This is a genomic window from Streptomyces krungchingensis, assembly GCF_054729265.1.
In genome coordinates this window covers 326010-349406 of sequence record NZ_JBPUKY010000002.1, presented here as the reverse complement: position 1 = coordinate 349406, position 23397 = coordinate 326010, and the positions used below count along the sequence as shown (strand labels likewise).

Annotated in this window: 21 protein-coding genes and 1 pseudogene; 8 read left to right on the top strand and 14 right to left on the bottom strand. The window is 70.2% G+C overall.

The genetic code is table 11. The features are described 5' to 3' along the window. Positions 1–36: 36 nt before the first annotated feature. Positions 37–534, top strand: a complete 498-nt coding sequence (locus ACSYGO_RS42225; RefSeq protein ID WP_426675327.1) for a sortase — start codon at positions 37–39, stop codon at positions 532–534. A gap of 107 nt (positions 535–641) precedes the next feature. After that, a complete protein-coding gene (locus ACSYGO_RS42220; protein WP_426675328.1) occupies positions 642–1334 on the top strand; it encodes a class F sortase in 693 nt (230 codons plus the stop codon). Positions 1335–1418: 84 nt separating this feature from the next. On the opposite strand, the gene ACSYGO_RS42215 is transcribed toward ACSYGO_RS42220, so the two are convergent. Further along, positions 1419–2342 carry an aminoglycoside phosphotransferase family protein gene (locus tag ACSYGO_RS42215; RefSeq protein WP_460389969.1) on the bottom strand — a complete coding sequence of 308 codons (924 nt, stop codon included), beginning with the start codon at positions 2340–2342 and terminating at the stop codon, positions 1419–1421. A 313-nt stretch (positions 2343–2655) separates the two neighbouring features. Then, the gene (locus ACSYGO_RS42210; protein ID WP_460389968.1) at positions 2656–4137 is read right to left on the bottom strand and encodes an MFS transporter; all 1482 of its coding nucleotides are present in this window, start codon (positions 4135–4137) and stop codon (positions 2656–2658) included. Between the two features lie 456 nt (positions 4138–4593). On the opposite strand from ACSYGO_RS42210, the gene ACSYGO_RS42205 reads away from it, so the two are divergent. After that, entirely contained in the window at positions 4594–5610 is a 1017-nt protein-coding gene (locus tag ACSYGO_RS42205) for a GlxA family transcriptional regulator (protein ID WP_460389967.1), read from the top strand. 198 nt (positions 5611–5808) lie between these two features. Here the strand turns inward: ACSYGO_RS42205 and ACSYGO_RS42200 are convergent, their stop codons facing one another. The 6 genes from ACSYGO_RS42200 to ACSYGO_RS42175 all read right to left on the bottom strand — a co-directional run bounded on the left by ACSYGO_RS42200 (position 5809) and on the right by ACSYGO_RS42175 (position 13458). Next, complete coding sequence (locus ACSYGO_RS42200) at positions 5809–8535, bottom strand: multifunctional oxoglutarate decarboxylase/oxoglutarate dehydrogenase thiamine pyrophosphate-binding subunit/dihydrolipoyllysine-residue succinyltransferase subunit (protein WP_460389966.1); 2727 nt, start codon at positions 8533–8535, stop codon at positions 5809–5811. A 397-nt stretch (positions 8536–8932) separates the two neighbouring features. Beyond that, complete coding sequence (locus ACSYGO_RS42195; RefSeq protein ID WP_426675333.1) at positions 8933–10012, bottom strand: sensor histidine kinase; 1080 nt, start codon at positions 10010–10012, stop codon at positions 8933–8935. Next, on the bottom strand, positions 10005–10700 hold the full coding sequence (locus tag ACSYGO_RS42190) for a response regulator transcription factor (RefSeq protein ID WP_426675334.1): 696 nt from the start codon (positions 10698–10700) through the stop codon (positions 10005–10007). Before ACSYGO_RS42190 ends, ACSYGO_RS42195 begins: the two co-directional genes overlap by 8 nt. A gap of 142 nt (positions 10701–10842) precedes the next feature. Further along, a complete protein-coding gene (locus tag ACSYGO_RS42185) occupies positions 10843–11553 on the bottom strand; it encodes a VanZ family protein (protein WP_460389965.1) in 711 nt (236 codons plus the stop codon). Positions 11554–11672: 119 nt separating this feature from the next. Then, the gene (locus ACSYGO_RS42180) at positions 11673–12764 is read right to left on the bottom strand and encodes a TDT family transporter (RefSeq protein WP_460389964.1); all 1092 of its coding nucleotides are present in this window, start codon (positions 12762–12764) and stop codon (positions 11673–11675) included. Between the two features lie 289 nt (positions 12765–13053). Further along, a complete protein-coding gene (locus ACSYGO_RS42175; protein ID WP_460389963.1) occupies positions 13054–13458 on the bottom strand; it encodes a hypothetical protein in 405 nt (134 codons plus the stop codon). Positions 13459–13689: 231 nt separating this feature from the next. Here ACSYGO_RS42175 and ACSYGO_RS42170 point away from each other — a divergent pair, with 231 nt between their 5' ends. Further along, on the top strand, positions 13690–14133 hold the full coding sequence (locus ACSYGO_RS42170) for a universal stress protein (protein WP_460389962.1): 444 nt from the start codon (positions 13690–13692) through the stop codon (positions 14131–14133). Between the two features lie 102 nt (positions 14134–14235). On the opposite strand, the gene ACSYGO_RS42165 is transcribed toward ACSYGO_RS42170, so the two are convergent. The 3 genes from ACSYGO_RS42165 to ACSYGO_RS42155 form a co-directional block, all read right to left on the bottom strand. Then, entirely contained in the window at positions 14236–14526 is a 291-nt protein-coding gene (locus tag ACSYGO_RS42165; protein ID WP_435226365.1) for a DUF3040 domain-containing protein, read from the bottom strand. A gap of 197 nt (positions 14527–14723) precedes the next feature. Then, positions 14724–15335 carry a dihydrofolate reductase family protein gene (locus ACSYGO_RS42160; RefSeq protein ID WP_460389961.1) on the bottom strand — a complete coding sequence of 204 codons (612 nt, stop codon included), beginning with the start codon at positions 15333–15335 and terminating at the stop codon, positions 14724–14726. A gap of 192 nt (positions 15336–15527) precedes the next feature. Beyond that, a complete protein-coding gene (locus ACSYGO_RS42155) occupies positions 15528–16226 on the bottom strand; it encodes an SDR family NAD(P)-dependent oxidoreductase (RefSeq protein WP_435226369.1) in 699 nt (232 codons plus the stop codon). A gap of 97 nt (positions 16227–16323) precedes the next feature. Here ACSYGO_RS42155 and ACSYGO_RS42150 point away from each other — a divergent pair, with 97 nt between their 5' ends. Continuing rightward, a complete protein-coding gene (locus ACSYGO_RS42150) occupies positions 16324–17196 on the top strand; it encodes a helix-turn-helix transcriptional regulator (protein ID WP_432189570.1) in 873 nt (290 codons plus the stop codon). A 223-nt stretch (positions 17197–17419) separates the two neighbouring features. On the opposite strand, the gene ACSYGO_RS42145 is transcribed toward ACSYGO_RS42150, so the two are convergent. Beyond that, positions 17420–17605: a hypothetical protein gene (locus tag ACSYGO_RS42145; RefSeq protein ID WP_426675342.1), complete on the bottom strand. Its 186-nt coding sequence runs from the start codon at positions 17603–17605 to the stop codon at positions 17420–17422. A gap of 232 nt (positions 17606–17837) precedes the next feature. On the opposite strand from ACSYGO_RS42145, the gene ACSYGO_RS42140 reads away from it, so the two are divergent. Further along, positions 17838–18989, top strand: coding sequence for a glutathione-independent formaldehyde dehydrogenase (locus ACSYGO_RS42140; RefSeq protein ID WP_426675343.1), 1152 nt, complete (start codon positions 17838–17840; stop codon positions 18987–18989). 111 nt (positions 18990–19100) lie between these two features. On the opposite strand, the gene ACSYGO_RS42135 is transcribed toward ACSYGO_RS42140, so the two are convergent. Next, positions 19101–19694: a hypothetical protein gene (locus ACSYGO_RS42135; RefSeq protein WP_460389960.1), complete on the bottom strand. Its 594-nt coding sequence runs from the start codon at positions 19692–19694 to the stop codon at positions 19101–19103. Positions 19695–19701: 7 nt separating this feature from the next. Next, positions 19702–20793 carry an IS630 family transposase gene (locus tag ACSYGO_RS42130; protein ID WP_460385335.1) on the bottom strand — a complete coding sequence of 364 codons (1092 nt, stop codon included), beginning with the start codon at positions 20791–20793 and terminating at the stop codon, positions 19702–19704. Between the two features lie 104 nt (positions 20794–20897). Between ACSYGO_RS42130 and ACSYGO_RS42125 the strand changes: the two are divergent. Together ACSYGO_RS42125 and ACSYGO_RS42120 are read left to right on the top strand one after the other, a co-directional pair. Then, positions 20898–21727 (top strand): annotated as a pseudogene (locus ACSYGO_RS42125) (IS5 family transposase). A gap of 159 nt (positions 21728–21886) precedes the next feature. Further along, positions 21887–23344: an NF041680 family putative transposase gene (locus ACSYGO_RS42120; RefSeq protein ID WP_460389959.1), complete on the top strand. Its 1458-nt coding sequence runs from the start codon at positions 21887–21889 to the stop codon at positions 23342–23344. The last annotated feature ends 53 nt before the right edge of the window (positions 23345–23397 follow it).

Here is a 23397-nt window from a genome sequence, read left to right as displayed (position 1 = left end):
CAGTCAGGCCGGCCGCTGCTCCGTTGGAGGATTCCCTTGCGAAACAAACACGTTGGCGTAGGTATCGGCCTGGTCATCGGCATGCTGGCCCTGCAGGGTCCGGCCGCGTTCGCGTCCGGTGACTCGGATCTCGACATCCGCTCGGGCGATGCCTCCCCGGGCTCCACGGTCACGGTCACCACCACGGCCTGCGGCCCGGACGTGGACTACGGCAAAGGTGAGTCGGAGGCAGGCGGGTCGTTCCACATGTTCGAAGGCGACCGCAAGGGCGAGCTCACCGGCGAGTTCCAGATCCCTGAAGGGCAGGACCTCGACACCGACACCGACACCGTGACCGTGAAGTGCCCGCCACGGACCAAGCTCACCGACACGTACGAGATCGCCGGCCGGGCCCCGGACGGCGCCATCGAGGCCGGCTTCGGAGACGCCCAGGACACCGACACCCAATTCGCCGTGGGTGGTGCGCTGCTCGCCGCGGCCGCCGCCGGAGGCCTCATCAGGATGCGCCGCCGCGCGCACGGCGAGCGGAACTGACAACCGGCCCCGCCACACCGGCCCGGCACCGTTCGCACGCCGGAGGCCGGACGACGAACACCACCCGACCGCAGGCAAGAGGCTCAACCGCGAGGGAATCCCGGCACATGGCAAGCGCGTCCCCCCGCAGGCTCGTCCCACCGGTCCCCCCTGTCAGGTATCTCGCCGCGGCCGTCGTGACGGGCAGCGCCCTGATGATCGGCGCGATGTTCGACAGCGAGCCACCGCGGCCCTCGGCCGGGCAGGCGTTCTCGGCGCCCCCTGCGGGCATGCCCGGCCGTACCGCTCCGGCAACGCTCCTGCCCGTCCAGCCGCTGCCGCCCGCGAAGCCGGTCCGGCTGCGCATCCCCGCCATCGACGTGAACGCCCCCATGACGAAGCTGGGCCTCGACAAGGCGGGGGCGCTCAAGCCCCCGCCCGCCGGGAACCCCAACCTGGTCGGCTGGTACGGCAGAGGCACGGCACCGGGCTCGACGGGCACCGCCGTGACCGCGGGACATGTCGACATGCGCAATGGCAGCCCGGGCGTCTTCTACGATCTCGGCGCCCTGTCCAAGGGCGACACGATCGAGATCAGCCGGGCGGACCGGCGCACGGCCGTCTTCACCGTCGACGCCGTGGAGATCTACGAGAAGAGGAAGTTCCCCAGCAAGAAGGTGTACGGCAGCTCCGGCCTGCCCGAGCTGAGGGTGATCACCTGCGGCGGATACGCCAGGAGAAGCGGCTACCAGAGCAACGTCGTGGTCTACGCGACGCTGACCGCGGTGAAACAGCCGAACGGCCGCTTCCTGGCGGGTTAGGCGCCCCGTTTCCCGGCGGGGCGGGCGGCCCGTTGTCCCGGCAGGACGGGCGACCGGTCACCGGGCGTCCGAGCTCTTCCCCTCTCAGCCGACGAGAGCCGCGGTGATCTGGCGGGTGGTCTGCGCGGCGACCCGGGGATCGACGGCGGCGTACGAGGTGTAGGCGTTCAGGCCGGTCGCCAGGGCCCAGCCGCGGCCCCGGGTCCAGGTCGCCTCGTCCACGCCGAGCGCGCTACGGAAGACCGCCCGGCTCGCGGCCGACATCAGGGTGAAGGCGATGGTCAGGTCGCAGGCCGGGTCGCCCCTGCCGAGCCCGCCGAAGTCGATGACCGCGCTGAGGCGGCCGTCGACGGTGAGCAGATTGCCCGTGTGGAAGTCGCCGTGGAACCAGACGGGAGGCCGATCCCACCCGGGGGCACGCAGCGCCGCGTCCCACAGCGCCGTCATGGCGTCGACGTCGAAGGCACCCTCGACGCGCGCGATGGCGGCCCGCGTCGCGCGGTCCCGGTCGGCCAGCGATCCGCCGGTGAGGTCCTGACCGCCGTGTCCCGCCGGAATGTCCCGGGGCGCGAACCGCTGAAGGGCGGTCAGGAACCCGGCCAGGGCCACGGCGGCCTCGTGCGAGTCGGCCAGTGCGTCGACGGTCGCCACCTCGCCGTCGAGCCAACGGGACACCGCCCAGGGCCAGGGGTATCCGAAGGCGGGCCGGCCCACTCCCACCGGTTCCGGGACGGCCAGCGGAAGGTGCGGGGCGAGCCGGGGCAGCCACGTCGACTCCTTCTGGGCCTGCCTGATGGCTCCCGCGTGGCGCGGCAGCCGGACGGACAGGTCATCGCCCATCCGGTAGATCACATGGTCCGAACCGGCCGGGTCCAGCAGTGTCAGGGGCAGCTCGGCCCACTGCGGGAACTGCGCGTCCACCAAGCGCCCGACCAGCGAGACATCGAACCCGGGGCGGGACTCCGCGGTTCCGGGACACGACTCCGCGGCCCTTCCGTCGGTCGCCAAGCACAGCTCCTGCCGTCGGCCCACCTCGCACGGCGGGCGATCGAGCCCATCCCAGCGCGCCGCGTCCTCGCGTGTCGACCGAATTCCTCGGCGCCCACGGCCACTCGGGCGGCGCGTCGGCAGCAGACACGGGTGCCGGGCGCCTCGTGACGGCTCGTCGCGGCCGGCGCGGTCGCGTCCTTCGGTCCGCCGGGCCACTGGGCCACCGGGCCACCGGGCCACCGGGCCACCGGGCCACCATGGACTCGTACGAGTCGGTCGGCCTCGCCCCGGCGAGGCCGACCGACCGTATCGCCTCAGCCCCGGCGCGCGGTCAGGCCGCCGCCGTGCCGGGTATGCGCTCGCGCACCATCCCGTACAGGACGACCGACACGGCCATCACGCCCGCCGCCGTGAAGACGCCCGGGGCCCAACTGCCGGTCGTGTCACGCAGGACACCGCTGACGACCGGGCTCGCCACCGCACCGATCTCGGCCACCAGGTTGAACAGGCCGAAGAGCGAACCGCGGTGTTCCTCGGCGGCCAGGTCGCCCAGGATGCTGTGGACGATCGGCTGGAGCGCGTTGAAGAAGAGACCGGAGCAGAACAGGATCAGGCCGAGCAGCAGCAGGGACGGCTCACCGTCACCGAGCAGGCTCACCCCGAACGCCACCGCGAGGACGGTGTGCACCGCCGCGCAGATGACGGCGAGCGGCTTGCGGCCCTTGCCCGCACGGACACGCCAGTCGGCGATCCAGCCGCCCACGGGGAATCCGAGGATGCCCGCGCCGGCGTTGAACGCCGCGGTCAGCGCCGCCGCGCCGAGGCTGCTGTGCGCACTCTCCGCGACGATCTGCACCGACCAGAAGGAGAAGAACCACAGGTTCCACATCACCGCGACGAAGGAGAGGCAGATCAGCCACACATCGCGGCCCAGGAGTTGAGCCGAGCGCCCGGTACGCACGATGCCCCGGATCACCAGCGTCACCATGACCAGGAAGAGAACCCCTGAACCGACCGCCGTGAGCCAGTCCGGCCAGCCGAACTCGTCCGCGAGCAGGAACAGCGCGACGATCGCCACGGCCGCGGGCACCGAGTACGCGACCAGGCGCAGTGCGGGCGGGCCCAGCCGGAGCGGTCGGTCGCCGCGCGCCCGGAAGTACGCCCAGGTCGCGGCCGCGACCAGGAGCGAGACGACGCCGAAGACGAACAGCGGCATGCGCCAGGCGCCGCCGCCCATCCCCCAGGCGCCGCCCCAGTCGATGAGGTGCGGGGTGGCGACGATGCCCACGGTCAGACCGATCGACAGGCCCGACAGCACCACGCCGAGACCGATCGTGCGGCGCGTCGGCGGTGTGTGCGCGATGACGAGAACGCGGTCGTTGGAGTAGAAGACGCCCTCGCCGAGACCGGTGAGCACTCGGGCCACGACGAACCCGATCAGTCCGCCGGTGACGCCGGAGACAAGAGTCAGCAGGCCCGCCCAGAGCAGGGAGACGACGAGCATCTCGCGGTGGCCGTAGCGGTCGCCGAGGCGGCCTCCCGCGTACTGGGTGAGCATGTATCCGGTGAAGAACATCGAGCCGATGAGACCGCCGAGCGTCGCCGGGTTGGCGGCGTCGCCGATGAAACCGGCCTTGTTCTCGATCATCCACGAGATGACCGGTCCGGTGACCGTACGGTCCGCGTAGCTGATCAGCCAGCCGGCGAGAAGGAAGCCCCACAGATGGGTGTGGTGACCGGTGAACACCGGACGGTCCCCGGCGCGTGGGGCGGACGCGTCGGTGGAGCGGGTGGGTGCGGCAAACTCCGTCATGCGTCTCCCTTGACGCCGAACCGAACGAGTGGAAAGCGCTTGCTAAGATCGCAGCAGCGCTCTCGGAGGTCAACCGTTGACTTCTTCGAAGAACGGCGCTTTCATGCAGGTCACCTCCGGTCGGCGAGTGTCCGTGGCACCGTCGGGCCCCCTTGCGATCCATCGTGTGCCGCACCAGCCCTGGGAGGCCGTGCCTCCCAGCTGGTAGTCAGCCGGTCGTGGCTTCCGCAGGGGGCGGGGCGCATGCTGAGCACACGGAAATCCGACGAACAGCGGCCCGGGGCAGGGCATGACCTGACCTGACCCTCGCCTGCGCAGGAAACGCGCGGACCAAGTCCTCAACGGCCGTTGCGACCCCCGCTCTTGAGGCACGTGACCGCGGCCTGCCGTCGAGCACACTGTGGGCGGCGCCCCGTCGGTCCAGTGTCCGCAGCGCGCACGGCCCGGAGGCATCTGATGAAGCGCAGGAACCCGGGGGCGGGTCCGCTCACCGTGACCGTCCTCGTCTTCCCCGGAGTGCGGTTGCTCGATGTGACCGGCCCCGTCGAAGTGTTCACGACGGCCAACGAGTTCGGGGCCCGCTATCGGGTGCGGATCGTGTCCGAGGACGGCGCGGAGGTGATCACCTCCGCGGGAACACGCCTGGGCGCCGACCTCTCCGTCAGCGATGCGGGTGAGCCGTCCGACGTCCTGGTGGTCCCGGGCGGCCCGGAATGGGAAACGCTGATCAAGGACGACACCCTCCTGGATGCCCTCCGGCAACTGAACGAGAAGAGCCGCTGTACGGCATCGGTGTGCACCGGAGCGTTCCTGCTCGCCGCGGCCGGACTTCTGAACGGCCGTCGCGCCGTGACCCATTGGCGCCATTCACAGCAACTGGCCGCACGCTACCCGTCGGTGCGGGTCCGACCGGATGCCATCTTCGTGCGGGACGGACAGATGATGACGTCCGCAGGTGTCAGCGCCGGTATCGACCTGTCCTTGTCGCTCGTCGAAGAGCACTACGGTGCGGAGGTCGCCCGCTCGGTCGCCAAGGACATGGTCGTCTTCATGCAACGTCCGGGCGGCCAGTCCCAGTTCAGTGTTCACTCCCAGGTGTCACACGTGCACCATGAGATGCTCCGCGGACTGCTGGACGCCGTCACCGCGAACCCCGGAGCCAACCACACGGTGGCGGCCATGGCCCGTAGGGCGGGCATCAGCGTCCGGCACGTGACGCGGCTCTTCCACGAAGAGGTGGGAACCACTCCGGCCCGGTACGTGGAGCAAGTCCGGCTGGAGGCCGCCCAGATGCTGCTGGAGACGAGCGACGACGCTTTGCCGGTGGTGGCACGTCGCACCGGATTCGGCTCGCCCGAGTCACTCCGCAGGGCCTTCGTGCGGCATCTGGGTGTGACGCCCGGTGCCTTCCGGTCCACCTTCCGGACGACCGGTGCGGGTGCGAAGGATCCGGTGGCCGCGACGACGTCGTGAGCGCGGTGCGACCGGTCGACGCTCCGTCGACGTGGTCGGGCGACGCTCGGTCGACGTGGTCGGGCGGTCACTTGCCTTCCGCCCCGATGACAGGTCCACCCGCCTGGAGAACGTCGGCATCTCGTGTCGACCGATCCCCACCGCGGCGCAGCCGTCGATGCGTGCCGCGCCGCTTCGCCCCCGAGGCGGGCGGCGCGGTCAGCGGAAGGCCGACACCACGAGATCCCGCTGTTCGCCGGCGTGCCGTCCCGCGGACCCCACGGCGGGGGCTGCCGCCGACGGTCGGCTGACGCAATCGACGGGACGGCTCGTCGACCGCCGCACACGGGGCCACACGAAGGTCCACGCCCCTTGGTTCTCCGGCTCCTCCTGGACCCAACGCACCTCGGCCTCGGCGGGGAAGCGGGCGAGTTCCGCGGTGAACTCCTCCTCGGGGAACGGGTAGAGACGCTCCAGGCGCACGATCGCGGTGTCCCGCCGACCGGACTCGCGCCGGTGTGCGTCCAGGTCGTGGAAGACCTTGCCCGAGCACACCAGCACACGCCGGATCGCGGCGGGGACCGCCGTCCGGTCCGGCACGACCGGACGGAACGTGCCCCTGGTGAACTCCGTCAGCCCGGAGGTGGCCGCCTTCGACCGCAGCATCGACTTCGGGGTGAAGACGATCAGTGGCCTTCTGTGCCCGCCGAGCGCCTGTTGCCTGAGCAGATGGAAGTAGTTGCCCGGCAGGGAGGGCATGGCGACCGTCATGTTCTCCTGTGCGCACAACTGGAGGAACCGCTCGATCCTGGCGGAGGAGTGGTCGGGCCCTTGCCCTTCCAAGCCGTGCGGGAGCAACAGCGTCACCCCGGAGCGCTGCCCCCACTTCTGTTCGGATGCGGAGATGTACTCGTCGATGACCGTCTGGGCCCCATTGGCGAAGTCGCCGAACTGGGCCTCCCACAGCACCAGTGCCTCGGGTCTCGCCAGTGCGTACCCGTACTCGAAGGCCAGCGCCGCCAGTTCGGACAGCATCGAGTCGTAGGGCGCGAAGTCGGCTGCCTGCGTGCCGAGTTGGTTCAGCGGTGTGTGCTCCGTGCCGGTGTGCCGGTCGGTGAGCACGGCGTGCCGTTGACCGAACGTGCCGCGGCGGGAATCCTGCCCGGCCAGCCGCACCGGAATGCCGTCCAGCAACAGGGAACCGACGGCCAGCGATTCGGCGGTGGCCCAGTCGATCGCGTCCGCGTCCAGCATCGCGGCGCGCTTCTGGAGCTGCGGAAGGACGCGCAGGTGCACGGTGAAGTCTCCCGGCAGAGCCGTCTGGGAGGCGATGACGTGCCGGGCGGCCGTCTCCGTGATCGCGGTCGCCCGCGCAGCCGGGGAGAGGGGCACGCCCCGGGTGTCCGCGGCGTCCACGGGCTTCCGTGGACGAGGCACCGCCTGCGCCCGCGCCTCGGCGAAGGCCCGGTCGAGGTGCCCCCGGAAGTCCCGCAAGGCGCCTTCCACCTGTCGCTCCCCGATGTCCCCTCGGCGGAGCAACTCCTCGGCGTACAGCGCGCGCACCGAAGGCCTGGCGTCGATGCGGTCGTACATCGCGGGCTGCGTGATGGACGGGTCGTCGACCTCGCTGTGGCCATGACGCCGGTAGCACAGCAGGTCGACGACGACGTCCTTGTGGAACGCCGTACGAAAGTCGAAGGCGAGGCGTGCGACCCGGAGCACGGCCTCGGGGTCGTCCCCGTTGACGTGGAAGACCGGGGCCCCGGCCGACCGAGCGACGTCGGTGGCGTGGGTGCCCGAACGCCCCGCGGTGGGTGAGGTCGTGAAGCCGATCTGATTGTTGATGACGATGTGGACCGTTCCGCCGGTGCGGTAGCCGGGGAGCTGCGACATGTTCAGCGTCTCGGACACCACGCCCTGTCCGGCGAAAGCGGCGTCGCCGTGGACGACGATCGGCAGCACGGGGAAGGATTCACTCCGGTCCGCGGCCCGGTCCTGCCTGGCCCGCACCACTCCCTGGACCACCGGTCCCACGATCTCCAGGTGCGAGGGGTTCGCCACGACGGAGACGGCGATGGCGCCGCCGTCCAGGGCACGGTAGGTCCCCTCCGCGCCGAGGTGGTACTTCACATCGCCGGATCCCGGGACCGGGACGCCGCCCGCCGCAGCATCCTCGAACTCACGGAAGATCTCCGCATACGGCTTGCCGACGATGTTGGCCAGAACGTTGAGCCGGCCCCGGTGGGCCATTCCGATGACCGCCTCCCCCACTCCCTGCCTGATGGAACGGAGCAGCAGGGCGTCGAGCAGCACGATCGCCGACTCGCCGCCCTCGAGCGAATACCGTTTCTGCCCCACGTACTTGGTCTGCAGGAACGTCTCGAAGGACTCGGCCGCGCCCAGTCGGTAGAGGATGTGCAGTTGTTCGGCCACGTCCGGCCGGGGCTGGGGCGATTCGAGCCGCCGCTGGACCCAGTGGCGTTCCTGGGAGCTGTGGATGTGCATGTACTCGGTGCCGACGGTCCGGCAGTAGGAGTCCTGCAGAACCTCCAGCACCCGGCGGAGAGTCATGCTGTCCTGTCCGGCGAATCCGTCGACCACGAACTCCTCCGGCAGGTCTTCGTCCCGGAGTCCGAATGCCGCGATGTCGAGCTCAGGGTGAGCGACCGCCCGCGCCGCCATGAGCGGGTTCGTGTCGGCCGCCAGGTGTCCGCGGGCCCGATACGCGGCGATGAGCGCGGCGACGCGGACGGCTCCGGCCGCCGCGCCGTCGGCGCTGTCCTGCGCGTTCGTCGCGGCCTTGGGCGGCTCCCGGCGGGCCGCCGGGATCGGGGAGGAGAAGAAGTCCCTCCAGGTCCTGTCGACCGATCCGGGATCGCGCAGGTACCGCTCGTACTGTTCGTCCACGATCCATTCGTTGATACCGAATTCCGGTCCGTGCAGCACTGGCTCACCAGCGCATGGTTGCGATGCCACGGTGTGGATCGCCTTCTTTCCTCTTCGAGAACGAGCTGGGGCGATCACGCCCGGAGGTCCCGGCGGTCACTTGTCGTGCACGGGGGCTTCGCTTCCGCCGCTCGTCTGCCGCGGACTCGACCCGTCCGGTTCGTGTCGCGTCTCCGACGCTAGGGCTCCACTGGAGCCGGGAGAGATAGCCAGGAATGCCACGAAAGCGTCACTTCAGGACATGGCGGCAACAGGACGGTTTCCTGATGGAAGGCTGTCACCGGGCACTTTCTCCCATACCCCCGCCTCATGGACCACCCGCACGCCGACGTCACACGTGCACGGACAGGACCAGGCACGACGGCGAACGACCGGCTCGACCGCTCGGGGACGATGCCTACGGTGTGCCGGGGAGCCGGACCGTGACGAGGAGACCGCCGTCGGGGCGGGGGGCGAGGTCGAGGGTCCCGTCGTGGGCGCGGGCGACGCTGTGCACGATGGCCAGGCCGAGGCCGACGCCGGCGTGCTCGTCGGTGCGTGCGCGTTCCGTTCCGCGCTGGAAGGGTTCGGTGAGGGTCGGTACGAGTTCCGGTGGCAGCCGCGTACCCGTGTTCTCGACCCGCAGCACGCTCGTGTCGCCGTACGCCTCGGTGTGGACCGTCACGGTGCCGCCGGAGGGGAGGTTGTGGACGATGGCGTTCTGTACGAGGTTCGTCACCATCCGCAGCAGGAGTTCCGCGGAGCCACTGGTGCGGGCCGCCCCGCCGGTGACGTCGAGCGTGATCCGGCGCTGTTCGGCGAGGGGAAGCAGCGTTTCGGCGGCTTCTTCGGCGAGGAGGGAGAGGTCGACGCTCGCGCGGGTGAACTGCCCTCGGTCGCCGCGGCTGAGCAGCAGGAGTGCCTCGGTGAGGTCGATCGCCCGCGTATTGACGGCGTGCAGGCGTTCGATGAGTTCGCCCCGGTCCCGTGTCGGGTCCTTGCGGGCCACGTCGAGGAGCGTCCGCGAGATCGCGAGCGGGGTGCGCAGTTCGTGGGAGGCGTTCGCGGCGAACCTGCGCTGCTCCGCGACGTGCGACTCGAGTCGGTCGAGCATCGTGTCGAACGCGTCGGAGAGTTCCCGGAATTCGTCCTGGCGGCCCTTCATGCGGATCCGGTGGGACAGCGACCCTCCCCCGGCCAGCCGTGCCGCATCCGTGATCTGTGTGAGCGGCGTGAGCATCCGGCCGGCCAGGATCCACCCCCCGACGAGGCCGAACACGAGCAGGAAGGCCATCGCCAGGGCCGCGGCGGGGGCGAAGGTGCGGACGAGGAGGTAGCGGTTGGGCGAGATACCGAGAAGCCCCTTGGGGTTGTCGGGTACGTAGCGCAGCAGGAACACCCACACCACGGCCAGCAGGAGCGCGCCGGCGACGGCGAGGAACCCGGCGTAGCTGAGGGTGAGCTTCAGTCGGACGCTGAGTCCTGGGCGTCTATGCATGCGTGCTGCCCGGGCGGGCGCCGTCGGGGCGGGTGTCGATGCGGTAGCCGACACCGGGCACTGTGGCGATGATCCATGGTTCGCCGAGCCGTTTGCGCAGTGCGGACACGGTGATGCGCACGGCGTTGGTGAGGGGGTCGGCGTTCTCGTCCCAGGCGCGTTCCAGCAGTTCTTCGGCGCTGACGACCCCGCCCTCGGCGGCGACGAGGACTTCGAGCACGGCGAACTGTTTGCGGGTGAGCGCGACGTAGCGTCCGTCGCGGAAGACCTCCCGGCGGAAGGGGTCGAGCCGGAGGCCCGCGATCTCGCGGACCGGGGGCCGGGCGTGCGCGCGTCGGCGGTCGAGCGCCCGCAGCCGCATGACCAGCTCTCGGAGGTCGAACGGTTTGGTGAGGTAGTCGTCGGCGCCGAGTTCGAACCCGGAAGCCTTGTCGTCGATCCGGTCGGCGGCGGTGAGCATGAGGATCGGGATGCCGCTGCCGGAGGCGACGATGCGCCGGGCGACCTCGTCCCCGGAGGGGCCGGGGATGTCACGGTCGAGGACCGCGAGGTCGTAGGAGTTGACGCCGAGCAGTTCCAGGGCGGAGTCGCCGTCGCCGGCGATGTCGGCGGCGATCGCCTCCAGCCGCAGACCGTCACGGACGGCTTCGGCCAGGTAGGGCTCGTCCTCCACGATCAGTACGCGCATGTCCGAAGCCTAAGCAGGACGGCATATCGCCGACGTATGCGTGGGCCTGTGCACACCGGGCACAGGCCCTCGCATGTGTCAGCCTGCGCACGCCGGGCACAGGCCCTCGTATGTGTCGGCCTGTGCACACCGCACACGCGGCTCAGCCCGCCGGCGCCGGCGCGGGGCGGGGCCGGTCCGCCGGCGCTCCCGTCGTGGTGCGCCACCAGCGGCGCGAGGCCAGCGCGGCCAGCAGGGCACCGGCGGCGTTGACCAGTACGTCGTCCACGGAGGACACCCGGTCCAGGCGCAGGGCGTACTGTGCGGTTTCGACCAGGACCGAGCAGCCTGCCCCGAGCGCCAGGATCCGCGGCACGGATGCGAGCGCCGCGAACCGCATCGGGGCGAAGAACCCCAGCGCCGCGAAGATCAGCAGGTTGCCCGCGATCCCGAGCGGCCCCATCGTGATCAGGTCCCGCAGCGGGACCAGGCTCACCCGGGCGGGGGCCGAGCCAGGCGCGGCGCCCGGCATCATCGTCAGCCATACGAGCGGCACCGTCCCGTGGACCATTCCCACCTCGGCCGCCGACGCGCGCCACGCCCACTCCGACGGGACGCCGTCGGCTCGCCGGCGACGCGCCAGAGCCCACACCACCAGCGCCGCCAACGGCAACGCAACCAGCGTCATGAGCACCACGCCGTTGAACGTGTCGAAACAGCCGTGCCACCGCCCGGCCCTGCACATGGGAGCGGACATCATGAGCGGCCGCCGCACGACGAACACGGCGCTCGCCGAGCCCAGGACCGCCAGGCCGAGGAGCACGACCCTTCGCGTGCGGCGGGGCGGTGCCGGTGAGGATGCGTCGTTGTTCACGCCCCCATTGGAGACGCAGGGCCGTTGCGGTGGCGTATGCGATTTTCGATACGCCCGCGATACACGCAACTTCCGGCATCGAGGAACTGGCCCATGCCGCCGGTGAGTTGGTCCCGACGCTAGGCAGGTCGGCGGGTCATGTGCCTGGCGGCGTGACGGAGGGAGTGGACCACGACGACTCCCCAGGCGGCGACCAGCAGCCCGTAGAGCGCGACGGCCGGCGAGACGAACAGCAGCGAACCCGTGCGCCCCGCGAGGGTACTGGTGGCCGTCACACAGGCGCCGACCGGAAAGATGAAGGACCACCAAGTGGGCGCGAAGGGCAGCCCGGCCCGGATCGTCCGTGCGGTCAGCCCTGTGGCGAGTGCCAGCCACAGCATGGCGAAGCCCCACACCACCACTCCGCCCAGCAGGGCCAAGACCCCGGCACCGCGCGCGTAGGGCGCGTGCAGCGCGCTCGGAGCCACCGCGGCCAGCGCGCCGAGCGCCGTCACCGACTGGCCCAGCGCGCCCAGGCCGATCCACACCGTGGGCACCACCGCTCCCGTGGGCACCTCGTGGTGCACCAGGCGGCCGTAGATCATGGCCAGCACCAGCAGTGCCGCGACGAAGCCGAGTCCGAGCATCGCGTAACAGCCCAGCAGCAGGGCGAGGCGCGGCTGTCCGGCCGGTGCGTGGGGAACGAGCAGCGCACCGGTCGCGGCGGAGACCATCGGCGGCACCACCGGCATCAGCCAGCCGCCGAACGCCGCGTCGGGCGCGAAGCGGTGCCGGGTGACCATCAGGTAGGGCACGGTGCAGGCTGCGGCAAGACCGAGCACGGTACCGAGCGACCACAGCACCCAGTCCACGGCCAGCGCCGCGCCGGCCCCGATCAGCGGAGGGCCCAGCAGCAGCGTCCCGGAGCCCACGGTGAGGAGCGCCATGGGTGGTGCACCGAAGAACTGGGCCGTCACCGGATCAGCGGCGTGCACCCGCAGCGCCCGCTGGCCGAGGTAGCGCACCGTCAGCAGGATCAGCAGCAGCGCGGCGCCCAGCCAGACCACCGTGGCCGCGGTCCGCAGGCCGTGGAAGCCCCGCGGGAGGGTGACCGCCGCGTTGGCGACGATGCCGGTGCCCATCACTGCGGCGAACCAACTGGGGCCGAATGCCGGACGCGTCGTTCTGTTCACCGTCGGCGGCGAAAGGCGGGCGGACGAGGAGGAATTCATGATCCGGACCCTATGGTCGGGTTCGGGCCGCCCTGCCGATCATGTCCTGTTGTGAGGGGCCCGGAGCACATATCGAGCGACTGCCGCGGCCGAGTCGGGCCGTCGCGCCGCCCGGTCGAGTCGGCGAGCGACGTCGCTCGTGTGTCCGGCGGGGTGCGCGAGGTCGAGGACCGCTGGAGGGACTCCGGCCGGTCACCGCCCGCGCTCCCGGACGACGGCTTCAGGACCCGCCTCGGCGGAGACCGCACCGGACCGTCCGGGCGGTCGCCGAAAGCCGGCGCTGCGGACCTCAGGCTCCGGCGCTCCGACCGTCGTGGTGGAAAGAAGCGATCAGGGAGGCGACCAGCGCGGTGACCACGAGGCTCCCCACCATGACCATGCCCACGCCGACCATGAACAGGCCGCTGGAGTCGTCCGACCAGTCGACGTAGGCGGCAACGGTCAGACCGATCGTCGTGCCGAGCACCGCGGCCGCGACATGACTCCGGGACGCGGCCCAGTACACCGGTGCCAGCAGAGTCAGCACCAGTCCGATCACCTGCCACGCCTCGTAAGGGCCGGTCGTGCTCCCGTCGGGCCGCACGTCCTGGTGCTGGTCCCAGCCCAGCCATGCGGCCCACAGGGCCAGCGTCACCCCGGCCGACACGACGACGGGTATCAGGTGGTTGAGGGATTTCATCAGTCCTTCGCGCATGGCCCCAGCCTTCCGGCCCGCCCCTGCACCGACCAGAGCGCATGTACTCAGCTCCACCCGAGTACGTGCGCCGTGGTTCCTCCCTCCGATGGTAGGCACCGCGTCCGGGAAGCCGGGTGGATCTTGCCCTGTCGGACGCCCTGCTGTGGCGCCGCCGGCCGGAGTCACGCAGCGTGAGAGGGGGTGGGCCGACGAATCGTGGAGTCATGGGGGACGTGAGAGGTGGAACGCATGAGCGGGGAAGTCTCGGGGCCGCGGATCGTGGTCGGCGTGGACGGATCATCGTCGTCGCACGCGGCGCTGCGCTGGGCCGTGCGCTATGCCGGTCTCGTGGGCGGGACCGTGGACGCGGTCGGCGCCTGGGAACTCTCAGGGATGTACAACTGGTCGGCACCGGTCGTCGACACGGATTTCGACGAGGCGGAGGCCCGTGAGGAACTCGCCGGGGATCTGCGGGACGCCCTCGGCGCGGACGCGGCCGCCTCGGTCCGGGCACTGCTGGTCCGCGGCAACGCGGCCGACGTACTGCTGCGGGCTGCCGAAGGGGCAGAGGTGCTGGTGGTGGGCAGCCGGGGCCGGGGCGGGTTCACGCGCGCCCTGCTGGGATCGGTGAGCCAGCACGTCGCGCAGCACGCGACCTGCCCGGTCGTCATCGTGCGTACGGAGAGTTCGTGAAGCAGGGACCGCGCGTCCGGACAGGTCGTGAGGCACGGACCGCCCGGTCGTCCCGCACCGTCGGCGGCACCTGTCCGGTCACAGGCTGTGTCGCCCGTCCGGTCACAGGCTGCGTCGGCCGGACGAGGCGAACAGCCACGTAGCCGCCAGCAGCAGAGTGACCGCCCACACCGCGGCGAACGCCACGGTGACCAGTGTCTGGGACGTCGCCATGCCCGTGATCATGAGGGACAGCGACAGGAGGCAGAGCAGGCCCAGGCTGCGGCCCGAGCCGATCCCCCGCAGCACGTGCCTCCGGCCGGCGGCGAGCCGGCGCATCCCCAGGTCGATCGCCTCGTCCTGCCGCAGCAGCCGTTCCAGCCGTGCGAGTACGCGACGCTCATGTTCCGACAACGATGACTTCTCCATGAACCCCGTGCACCTCTCAGAAGACCGGCGGTCCGTTCGCCGATCCGCAGGGTTCGAGTCCCCCATTTCGTCGGCCCCATGCGATGTGCGCGCCCAGGACCGGGCCCGGGTCGTTCCGGACGGCGTGGGGCGACTGCCCGGTGGGGCACGCGGGCAGCCTCCCCGCCCGGCACCGGCGCGTGCTAGGCCTCGGCGCCGTACGTCCCGAACTCCGGCAGTCCCGTCGCTTCGAAGGTGTGCACCGACAGCCCGCCCGATGTCGTCCGATGGCCGACGAGCCGCAGACCGGCCGGTGCGCCTCCGTCGGGGAACAGGCGTCGGCCCTGGCCCACGACGACAGGGGCGATCACCAGGCGCAGTGTGTCGATCAGACCGGCGGCCAGCAGGGACTGGGCCAGCCGCGCGCTCCCGTGGACCTGCAGTTCCCGCCCGGGCCGCCGCTTCAGCTCGGCGACCTGGGCCGGGATGTCGCCGGCCAGGATCGTGGTCGGGTTCCACTCGGCCTCGGTCAGGCTGTGGGAGGCCACGTACTTCGGCAGACCGTTCAGCACGGCGGCGAAGGGATGGCCGGTCATCTTCGGCCAGTCCCGGGCGAAGTTCTGGTACGTACGGCGGCCGAACAGGAACGCGTCCGCCTCGCCGAGCCAGCTGCCCGCCAGCCGCTCGAAGTCCTCGTCCAGGTGCGGCACGAACCAGCCGCCCCGCCCGAAGCCGTCACTGGTGTCCTCGTCCGGGGATCCGGGCCCCTGCGAGACACCGTCGAGCGTCAGGAACTCCTGCACGACCAGCTTCATCGCCCACCACTCCCTCGGACGTCGACGTCCGGTTCGGCCTCTTCGACGAAAGGGGCGCAATCGTCCCCGCTCTTGAGACGCTACGGCGACCGGAAACTCATCGGTACGGACGCGGCCGAGGACGGTGACCCGCGCCTCTGCTTCGCCCCTTCCGGATGAGAGTGGCGTGCTCGGCGGGTCGGGCCTGCCGGGTCAGGACCAGTCGATCGGGCCGGTGCGGTCGATGAAGCGTCCCGAACCGGCGCCGGGGCCCTCGGTGGCGAGACGGACGATCGCGTCGGTGCCCTCGGCAAGGGTCTGGGGGCCGCTGTGACCGTTGAGATCGGTTGCCGTGTAGCCGGGATCGGCGGCGTTGACGCGGATGTCCTTGAGCGCCTTGGCGTACTGCGTGGTCAGCATGGTGAGGGCCGCCTTGGAGGCGGTGTACAGGGGTGCGACGACGGAGGACTCGGCGCGCGACGGGTCGTGGGTGAGGGCGAGCGATCCCATGCCGCTGCTGACGTTGACGACGACCGGGTCCGGGGACCGGCGCAGCAGCGGGAGGAAGGCGGTGGTCGTCCGGATCACGCCGAAGACGTTGACGTCGAAGACGCCCAGCGCGTCCGCGCCGGTCAGGTCGCCGGGATCGCCGTGCGGACCGTGGACGCCGGCGTTGTTGATCAGGACGTCGACCACGCCTTCGCGCGCGGCGACGTCGGCCGCCGCGGCGGCGACCGACGCGTCGTCGGTGACATCGATGCGGACGTGGCGCGCGCCGAGCGTGGCGGCCGCCTCCGCGCCCCGTTCCAGGTCGCGGGCTCCGATGATCACGGTGTGGCCGAGTGCGACGAGGCGGCGGGCGGTCTCGTGGCCGAGCCCCTTGTTGGCTCCGGTGATGAACGTGGTGGTCATGCGTCGATCGTCCCCAGCACGCGGGTGCCCCGCCAGGGACGCTCCGACCGTAGGAACGGCAGTACCACGGTCTTCGGAGGTGGGGCAGGATGGACGGATGGCGACGAACGAGGGGGCTGGACTGGGCGCGACGATCCGCGCCTGGCGGGAGCGGCTGTCCCCGGCCGCCGTGGGCCTGCCGACGGGCCGGACGCGCCGAGCGGCCGGGCTGCGTCGCGAAGAACTCGCCGAACGAGCCGGTCTGTCCGTCGACTACGTGGTGCGCCTGGAGCAGGGGCGGGCCACGGCGCCCTCGGCCCAGGTCGTCGCCTCCCTCGCGCGCGCACTGCGCCTGACCGCCGCCGAGCGTGAGCATCTCCACCGCATGGCCGGGCTGGTGCCGCCGGGCGACGAGCCGGTCCCCGACCGCATCCCGCCGGGCGTCCACCGCGTGCTGAACCGGCTCGGAGACGTCGCGGTCGCCGTGTTCGCCGCGGACTGGCAGATGATCTGGTGGAACCCGGGGTGGGCGGCTCTCGTCGGCGATCCGTCGGCCACGCCGCCCGAGCGGCGCAACTTCGCCCGTGAGCGGTTTCCGGTCGGTCCGGACGCCGGGCGTGTCTCGTCGTGGCCGGTGCTCGTGGAGAACCAGGACGGTTCGGACCTCGCCATCGTGTCCGACCTGCGCCGGGCGACCGGTCGCTTTCCGTACGACGCGCGCCTGGCGGAGCTGATCCGCGTGCTGACCGAGGGCAACGCGACCTTTGCCCGGCTGTGGTCGAGCGGTGCGGTGGCCGCGCACCGCGAGGACCGCAAGACGATCGAGCATCCGCGGGTCGGGCCCGTCGACGTGGACTGCGACGTGCTGACGGACGGCGATTCGGAACTCAAGATCGTGATCTTGACCGCACAGCCCGGCAGCGCGGACGAGACCAAGCTGAAGCTGGTCATGGCCGACGGTCTCGACAGCGCACCCGCGCCCATCGTCTGAGCGCGGTTCCCGTCCGCGTCGCGAACGCTCCGCCAACTGGTCCGGCCGCCAAGCGATCCGGTCGCGCGGAGGGCTCAACTTCGGCTTCGGGCACGGCAGTCGCAGAGGCGCCACGTCACGGGCTCAGCTCATGCAAGGCGCTCGGAAGCTCATGTCAGGCACGCGACGCGGGGCGAAGTCGCGGACGGGCTCCGCCACTTCGACCGCCTCGGAGGGGCCGCCGTCAGCGGTCGACGATGTCCTCGCGGCCCTCGGCGAACTCCCACCAGGCCAGCGGAAGCCAGTCGCCGCCCACGAAGGCGTCGACGGACGAGCCACGGCCGGTGATGGCCACGGGCGTCCCCGGCGGATATGTGGTGCCCGACAGGCCGGGCACGGGGACGAGCAGGGTCCCGGATCGCTGAGTCACTTCTCTCGTCCTCCCATTCGGCACGAGGTTCGGCGCGAGGTTGAAATCGGCACTTCCTTCCTCTCGAAGATAGCTGGCTTGTCTCATCCTCCCTATAGGGGGAGCATGAGAGTTGGGTCACGCGAGGCGAACGGCCGCGAGAGTTTCTACGGCCCGTTCGCACAGAGCTACGTTCCGTTGACGGCCGTTTGCCTCCAGCAGCGAGCACGCATCGTTTATTGGAGGTGTCGGCATGAAGGCTGTCGTCTACAAGGGACCGTTCGAAGTAGCGGTGGAAGAGGTCGAGAAGCCTCGGATCCAGCACCCGAACGAGGTCATCGTACGAGTGACGTCCACCGCGATATGCGGCTCTGACCTGCACATGTACGAGGGTCGCACCGCCGCCGAACCGGGCATCGTCTTCGGTCACGAGAACATGGGAATCGTCGAGGAACTCGGCGACGGCGTCACGTCCCTGAAGAAGGGCGACCGTGTGGTCATGCCTTTCAATGTGGCCTGCGGATTCTGCAAGAACTGTGTGGCCGATTACACCGGATTCTGCCTCACCGTGAATCCGGGCTTCGCCGGTGGCGCGTACGGATATGTGGCCATGGGGCCGTGGCCCGGAGGACAGGCGGAATATGTGCGCGTACCCTACGCCGACTTCAACTGCCTGAAGCTGCCGGAAGGCACGGAGAATGAAAAAGATTTCATTCTCCTCGCGGACATCTTCCCGACCGGCTACCACGGCAACGAGCTCGCCCAGGTCTCTCCGGGCGAGAGCGTCGTGGTGTACGGCGGCGGGCCCGTCGGTCTCATGGCCGCCTACTCGGCCATGCTGCGGGGCGCGTCGAAGGTGTTCGTCGTCGACCGTGTCCTCGAACGGCTCCAGAAGGCCGAGGAGATCGGCGCGATCCCGATCAACTTCGCCGAGGGCAACCCGGTGGAGCAGATCAAGGAGCACACCAACGGTGAGGGCACGGACAAGGGCATCGACGCGGTCGGTTATCAGGCCATGGCGAGGCCCGAGGGCGCGGAAGAGACCCGCGAGGAGCCCGCGGCCGTCCTGAACTCGATCATCGAGACGGTCCGGCCGACCGGAGCGCTCGGCATACCCGGGCTCTACGTGCCGTCCGACCCGGGCGCGCCGGACGAGCAGTCCAAGCGCGGCCGTCTCATGGTCGCGGTCGGCAAGCTCTTCGAGAAGGGTCTGCGTCTGGGCACCGGGCAGTGCAACGTGAAGCGCTACAACCGGCAGCTGCGCGACCTCATCATCTCGGGGCGCGCGCGGCCGAGCTTCGTCGTCTCGCACGAGATGCCGCTGGACCAGGCACCCACGGCGTACGACAAGTTCGACAAGCGCATCGAGGGCTACACCAAGGTGGTTCTGCACCCGGGGCAGTAGCTCGTAGGTGACGGCCGCCCGCCGGCCCGGGTCGGACCCGGTGCCGGCGGGCGTCGGCTGTGCGGTGTGCCGCGACGCAGGGCGCCGGCCCGGTCGAGCGCCGGCCGCCGGTCACTTCCGGGGCTCGGGCACCGCCCACTGGACCGGATCGCGGCCTTCGGGGCCGTAGACGATCCGGTCGGGCCGGGTTCCCTTCTCCACGCTGAACGTGATCTTTCCTCGCAGGCACGTACCGGGTCTTACGAGGTCGCCGTCGACCGGGTACTCCGGCCCGGGCACTCCCGCTCCGCTGATCAAGGGCGCGGCGACGCGGGTGCCGTCGGGGAAACCGAGCTGCCACGGCTGCTGGGCGACCAGGACGTTCGTGCTGTCCTCGTCGGCGCAGACCTTGACGTCGAGCACGGCCCACACGGGGTGCGGGAAGTGGGAGACCTCGTCGCCCAGGTGAACGCCCTCGGCGGGCTGGGTGTAGCCGACGACGGTGGTGGTGCCGCTGATGTGGCTGCCGTCGAGGTCGGTGTCGGACCAGTGGTGGTCCGACCCGAGTCGCAGGGCGGAGCCCTTGGCGGTGGCGGACGCCGTGGGCGTGCCACCGGCCTTGGCGGCCGTCGTGGGCTGCTGCCCGTCGTCGCTTCCGGTGCCGGCGCAGGCAGTGGTCGTCGCTGCGACGAGCAGGGTGGCGCAGGCGGCTCTGCGGATGTTCACGATCCCCCTAGTGTCCTGAGTCGGGAATTCGCTTCAGATATCCGGCGAGGCGTTCAAGGATCTCGTCTGCGGTCTTCGTCCAGACGAAGGGTTTCGGTTCTTCGTTCCAAGTCTTGATCCAGTTGCGGATGTCGCGTTCCAGGGTCTGGACGTTCCTGTGGACGCCTCGCCGTATCTGTTTGTCCGTCAGTAGCGCGAACCACCGCTCGACCTGGTTGAGCCAGGAGGAGCTGGTGGGTGTGAAGTGCACATGAAAGCGGGGGTGTGCGGTCAGCCATCGCTGGATGGCCGGGGTCTTGTGCGTCGAGGCGTTGTCGCAGATCAGATGCACGTCCAGGTCTGCGGGCACCTCCTTGTCGATCCGGACGAGGAACTTCTTGAACTCCACGGCCCGGTGCCGGCGATGGATCTGCCCGATCACCTCGCCGGTGGCGGTATTGAGCGCCGCGAACAGTGTGGTGACGCCGCCGCGCACGTAGTCGTGAGTACGGCGTTCTGGCATGCCCGGCATCATCGGCAGCACCGGAGCTGACCGGTCCAGGGCCTGGATCTGTGTCTTCTCGTCCACGCACAGCACCAGCGCGTGCTCGGGCGGGGCGAGATACAGGCCGACCACATCGCGGACCTTCTCGATGAACTGCGGATCCTTCGAGAGCTTGAAGGTGTCCACCAGGTGCGGCTTGAGGCCGAAGGTCCGCCAGATACGTGTGACGGCCGACTGGGAGAGGCCCACTTCCTTGGCCATCGACCGCGTCGACCAGTGTGTGGCGTCCTTCGGCGTGGTCTCCAGTGTCTTGACGACCACTTCTTCCACCTGGGCGTCGGTGATCTTCCGGGGCCCACCTGGGCGTGGCTCGTCGGTCAGGCCCTCAAGCCGGTCCCGCACAAAGCGGGCCCGCCACCTGCTCACCGTGTGCTCCTCGACGCCGAGCAGAGCGGCAACGTCTCTGTTCGAGGCACCAGTTGCGCACTCCAGCACGATCCGGCACCGCAGGGCCAGAGCCTGCGAAGAAGTCCGACGCCTGGCCCAGCGGCTCAACGTCTCACGCTCGTCATCGGTCAGCACCAGCTCGGCCTTCGGCCGTCCCGTCCTCGCCACCCGGCCATCATGCCGAACCCACCCAGACTTACGCAGCGAATTCCCAACTCAGGACACTAGGGCGTGTCTTCAAATGATCTTGGATGGTGGATCATGGTCGGGTGATACGTCGCCATGAACTGTCGGATGCCGAATGGGAGTTCGTCCGACCGCTGCTGCCCGCATCCTTGCGGGGGCGGAGGCGGTTGGACGACCGAAGGGTCCTCAACGGGATCGTGTGGAAGTTCCGCACCGGGACGGCCTGGCGGGATGTGCCCGAGCGATACGGGTCGTGGGCCACGCTGCACACCCGTTTCCGTCGGTGGGCGGCGGACGGCACTTTCGAGCGGATGCTGCGGGCCGCCCAGGCGCGGGCGGACGCGGCTGGGGACATCGAATGGCTGGTGTCGGTCGACTCGACCGTCGTCCGCGCCCACCAGCATGCCGCCGGGGCTCGAAAAGGGGGGTCCGCAGCCCGGGCCTCGGACGCTCCCGTGGCGGCCTGACCAGCAAAATCCACCTCGCCTGCGACAGTGTTGGACGCCCGCTCGCCTTCACCCTCACGGGCGGCAACACCAACGACTGCACCCAGTTCACCGCCGTGATGGAAGCGATCCGGGTGCCCCGCATCGGCCCGGGACGGCCCCGCGTGCGGCCCGCCCATGTCCTGGGCGACAAGGGCTACAGCTCCCGGGCCATCCGCACCTGGCTCAGGCGGCGCGGCATCGCCCACACCATTCCCGAGCGGGCCGACCAGGTCCGCAACAGGCTGCGACGCGGCAGCCGAGGCGGGCGCCCGCCGGCCTTCGACAAGCAGCTCTACAAGAGTCGCAACGTGGTGGAACGGTGCTTCAACCGCCTGAAGCAGTGGCGCGGCATCGCTACCCGGTACGAAAAGACCGCCGAGTCCTACCAGGCAGCCGTCACCCTCGCATCGCTCCTGATGTGGGCGTGACATTTGACGACAACTCCTAGCTTGATCTTTAACGCTCGATGTCGAATGGTGCGTCGAACTTGATCACTCGGTTCGGTAACCGCCGTACGCAGAAGCGGCCTTCGGCTGAACATGTGTTCCGACCAAGGAACACACACGTCCAGCACGAAGGCCGTGAAGATGAGTCTGCTGCATCACAACGCCCGATCGGAGGCATTGGCACAACTGTCATGCTTCCGGGGCGAGTTCTACGCCTGTCTGACCGCTCGTTCGGACACGTTGTTCGAGCTGGCTGATGCCGTTCTGTGCGGCGACGGGCCGGTGAGATCGCTGGCCGAGCTGTCACTGGTGGGTGAACACCGCCGCGGCCATGGAGGGCTCTACGCGGCAGTGGCTCGTGGACGCATCGATGCCGGCGGGCTGCGACGGGCACTGGCCGCAGTGCCACTGCCGCGGGCTGCCGACGGCCGGCTGGTCCTGGCTGTCGATGTCACCTGCTGGCTGCGGCCCGACGCCCACACCTCACCGGAACGCATCCTGTGCCACACCTACGGCCGGGGCAAGGACCAGCACATCCCGGTCCCCGGCTGGCCCTATTCGATCATCTGCGCGCTCGAGCCGGGCCGCAGCTCATGGACCGCACCGCTGGACGCACTGCGTCTGAGGCCCGGGGACGACACCGCCACGGTCACCGCCCGGCAGTTGCGCGATCTGCTTCAGCGACTGATCACCGCAGGGCAGTGGCAGACGGGCGACCCGGACATCCTCATCGTCGCGGACGCCGGATACGACGCACCCCGCCTCGGCTTCCTCCTGAGTGACCTGCCGGTGAAGGTGCTGGCCAGGATGCGCTCCGACCGCGTCCTGCGCAGGGCTGTCCCACCGCGGCTCCCACACACCCAGGGCCGACCGCCGCGGCACGGCGGCGAGTTCGTCTTCGGGCAGCCTGACACCTGGGGCACCGCGGACACCGAAACGGTTACCGACACACGTCTCTACGGCACCGCCAGGGCCCGTTCCTGGAACCGACTCCACCCCAAACTGACCCACCGCTCTTCCTGGGCAGCCGCCGACGGCACCCTCCCCATCGTCGAAGGGACGGTGATCCGCCTGGACATCGGCCACCTGCCCAGCGGAGCAACCCCGAAGCCGGTCTGGCTGTGGTGGTCAGGCACCGACGCCACCCCGGCGGACGCCGACCGTCTCTGGCAGGCATACCTGCGACGCTTCGACATCGAGCACACCTTCCGCCTGTTCAAGCAGACCCTCGGCTGGACCTCCCCGAAGATCCGCAGCCCCGAGGCGGCCGACCGATGGACATGGCTGATCCTCGCCGGCTACACCCAACTGCGGCTCGCCCGAACGCTGGCAGCCGACCTACGTCGGCCCTGGGAGCAGCCGACCCCGCCGGACAGACTCACCCCCGCCCGAGTCCGCCGCGACTTTCGGCACATCCGCCCCAAGACCAGCTGCCCAGCCCAAGCACCGAAACCCTCCCATCCAGGCCCCGGACGACCTCCAGGCAGAAAGAACACCCGGCCCACACCCCGCCACGACGTGCACACACCCCGCAAAACACCGGCGACGAAGCCGCGGACGAAGAAGCCAACCACCCCACGACCCCGCCGCACAGGTTAAAGATCAAGCTAGGACATGTGTGCTGAGAGGCATCATGCGACGACCGGATCTTG

Coding starts and splice junctions, on each gene's coding strand:
- ACSYGO_RS42175 (WP_460389963.1), bottom strand. CDS start 13,458: ATGCGCGAAGGACTGATGAAATCCCTCAACCACCTGATACCCGTCGTC.
- ACSYGO_RS42120 (WP_460389959.1), top strand. CDS start 21,887: ATGAGTCTGCTGCATCACAACGCCCGATCGGAGGCATTGGCACAACTG.
- ACSYGO_RS42205 (WP_460389967.1), top strand. CDS start 4,594: ATGAAGCGCAGGAACCCGGGGGCGGGTCCGCTCACCGTGACCGTCCTC.
- ACSYGO_RS42180 (WP_460389964.1), bottom strand. CDS start 12,764: ATGAATTCCTCCTCGTCCGCCCGCCTTTCGCCGCCGACGGTGAACAGA.
- ACSYGO_RS42195 (WP_426675333.1), bottom strand. CDS start 10,012: ATGCATAGACGCCCAGGACTCAGCGTCCGACTGAAGCTCACCCTCAGC.
- ACSYGO_RS42150 (WP_432189570.1), top strand. CDS start 16,324: ATGGCGACGAACGAGGGGGCTGGACTGGGCGCGACGATCCGCGCCTGG.
- ACSYGO_RS42140 (WP_426675343.1), top strand. CDS start 17,838: ATGAAGGCTGTCGTCTACAAGGGACCGTTCGAAGTAGCGGTGGAAGAG.
- ACSYGO_RS42155 (WP_435226369.1), bottom strand. CDS start 16,226: ATGACCACCACGTTCATCACCGGAGCCAACAAGGGGCTCGGCCACGAG.
- ACSYGO_RS42160 (WP_460389961.1), bottom strand. CDS start 15,335: ATGAAGCTGGTCGTGCAGGAGTTCCTGACGCTCGACGGTGTCTCGCAG.
- ACSYGO_RS42170 (WP_460389962.1), top strand. CDS start 13,690: ATGAGCGGGGAAGTCTCGGGGCCGCGGATCGTGGTCGGCGTGGACGGA.
- ACSYGO_RS42210 (WP_460389968.1), bottom strand. CDS start 4,137: ATGACGGAGTTTGCCGCACCCACCCGCTCCACCGACGCGTCCGCCCCA.
- ACSYGO_RS42190 (WP_426675334.1), bottom strand. CDS start 10,700: ATGCGCGTACTGATCGTGGAGGACGAGCCCTACCTGGCCGAAGCCGTC.
- ACSYGO_RS42220 (WP_426675328.1), top strand. CDS start 642: ATGGCAAGCGCGTCCCCCCGCAGGCTCGTCCCACCGGTCCCCCCTGTC.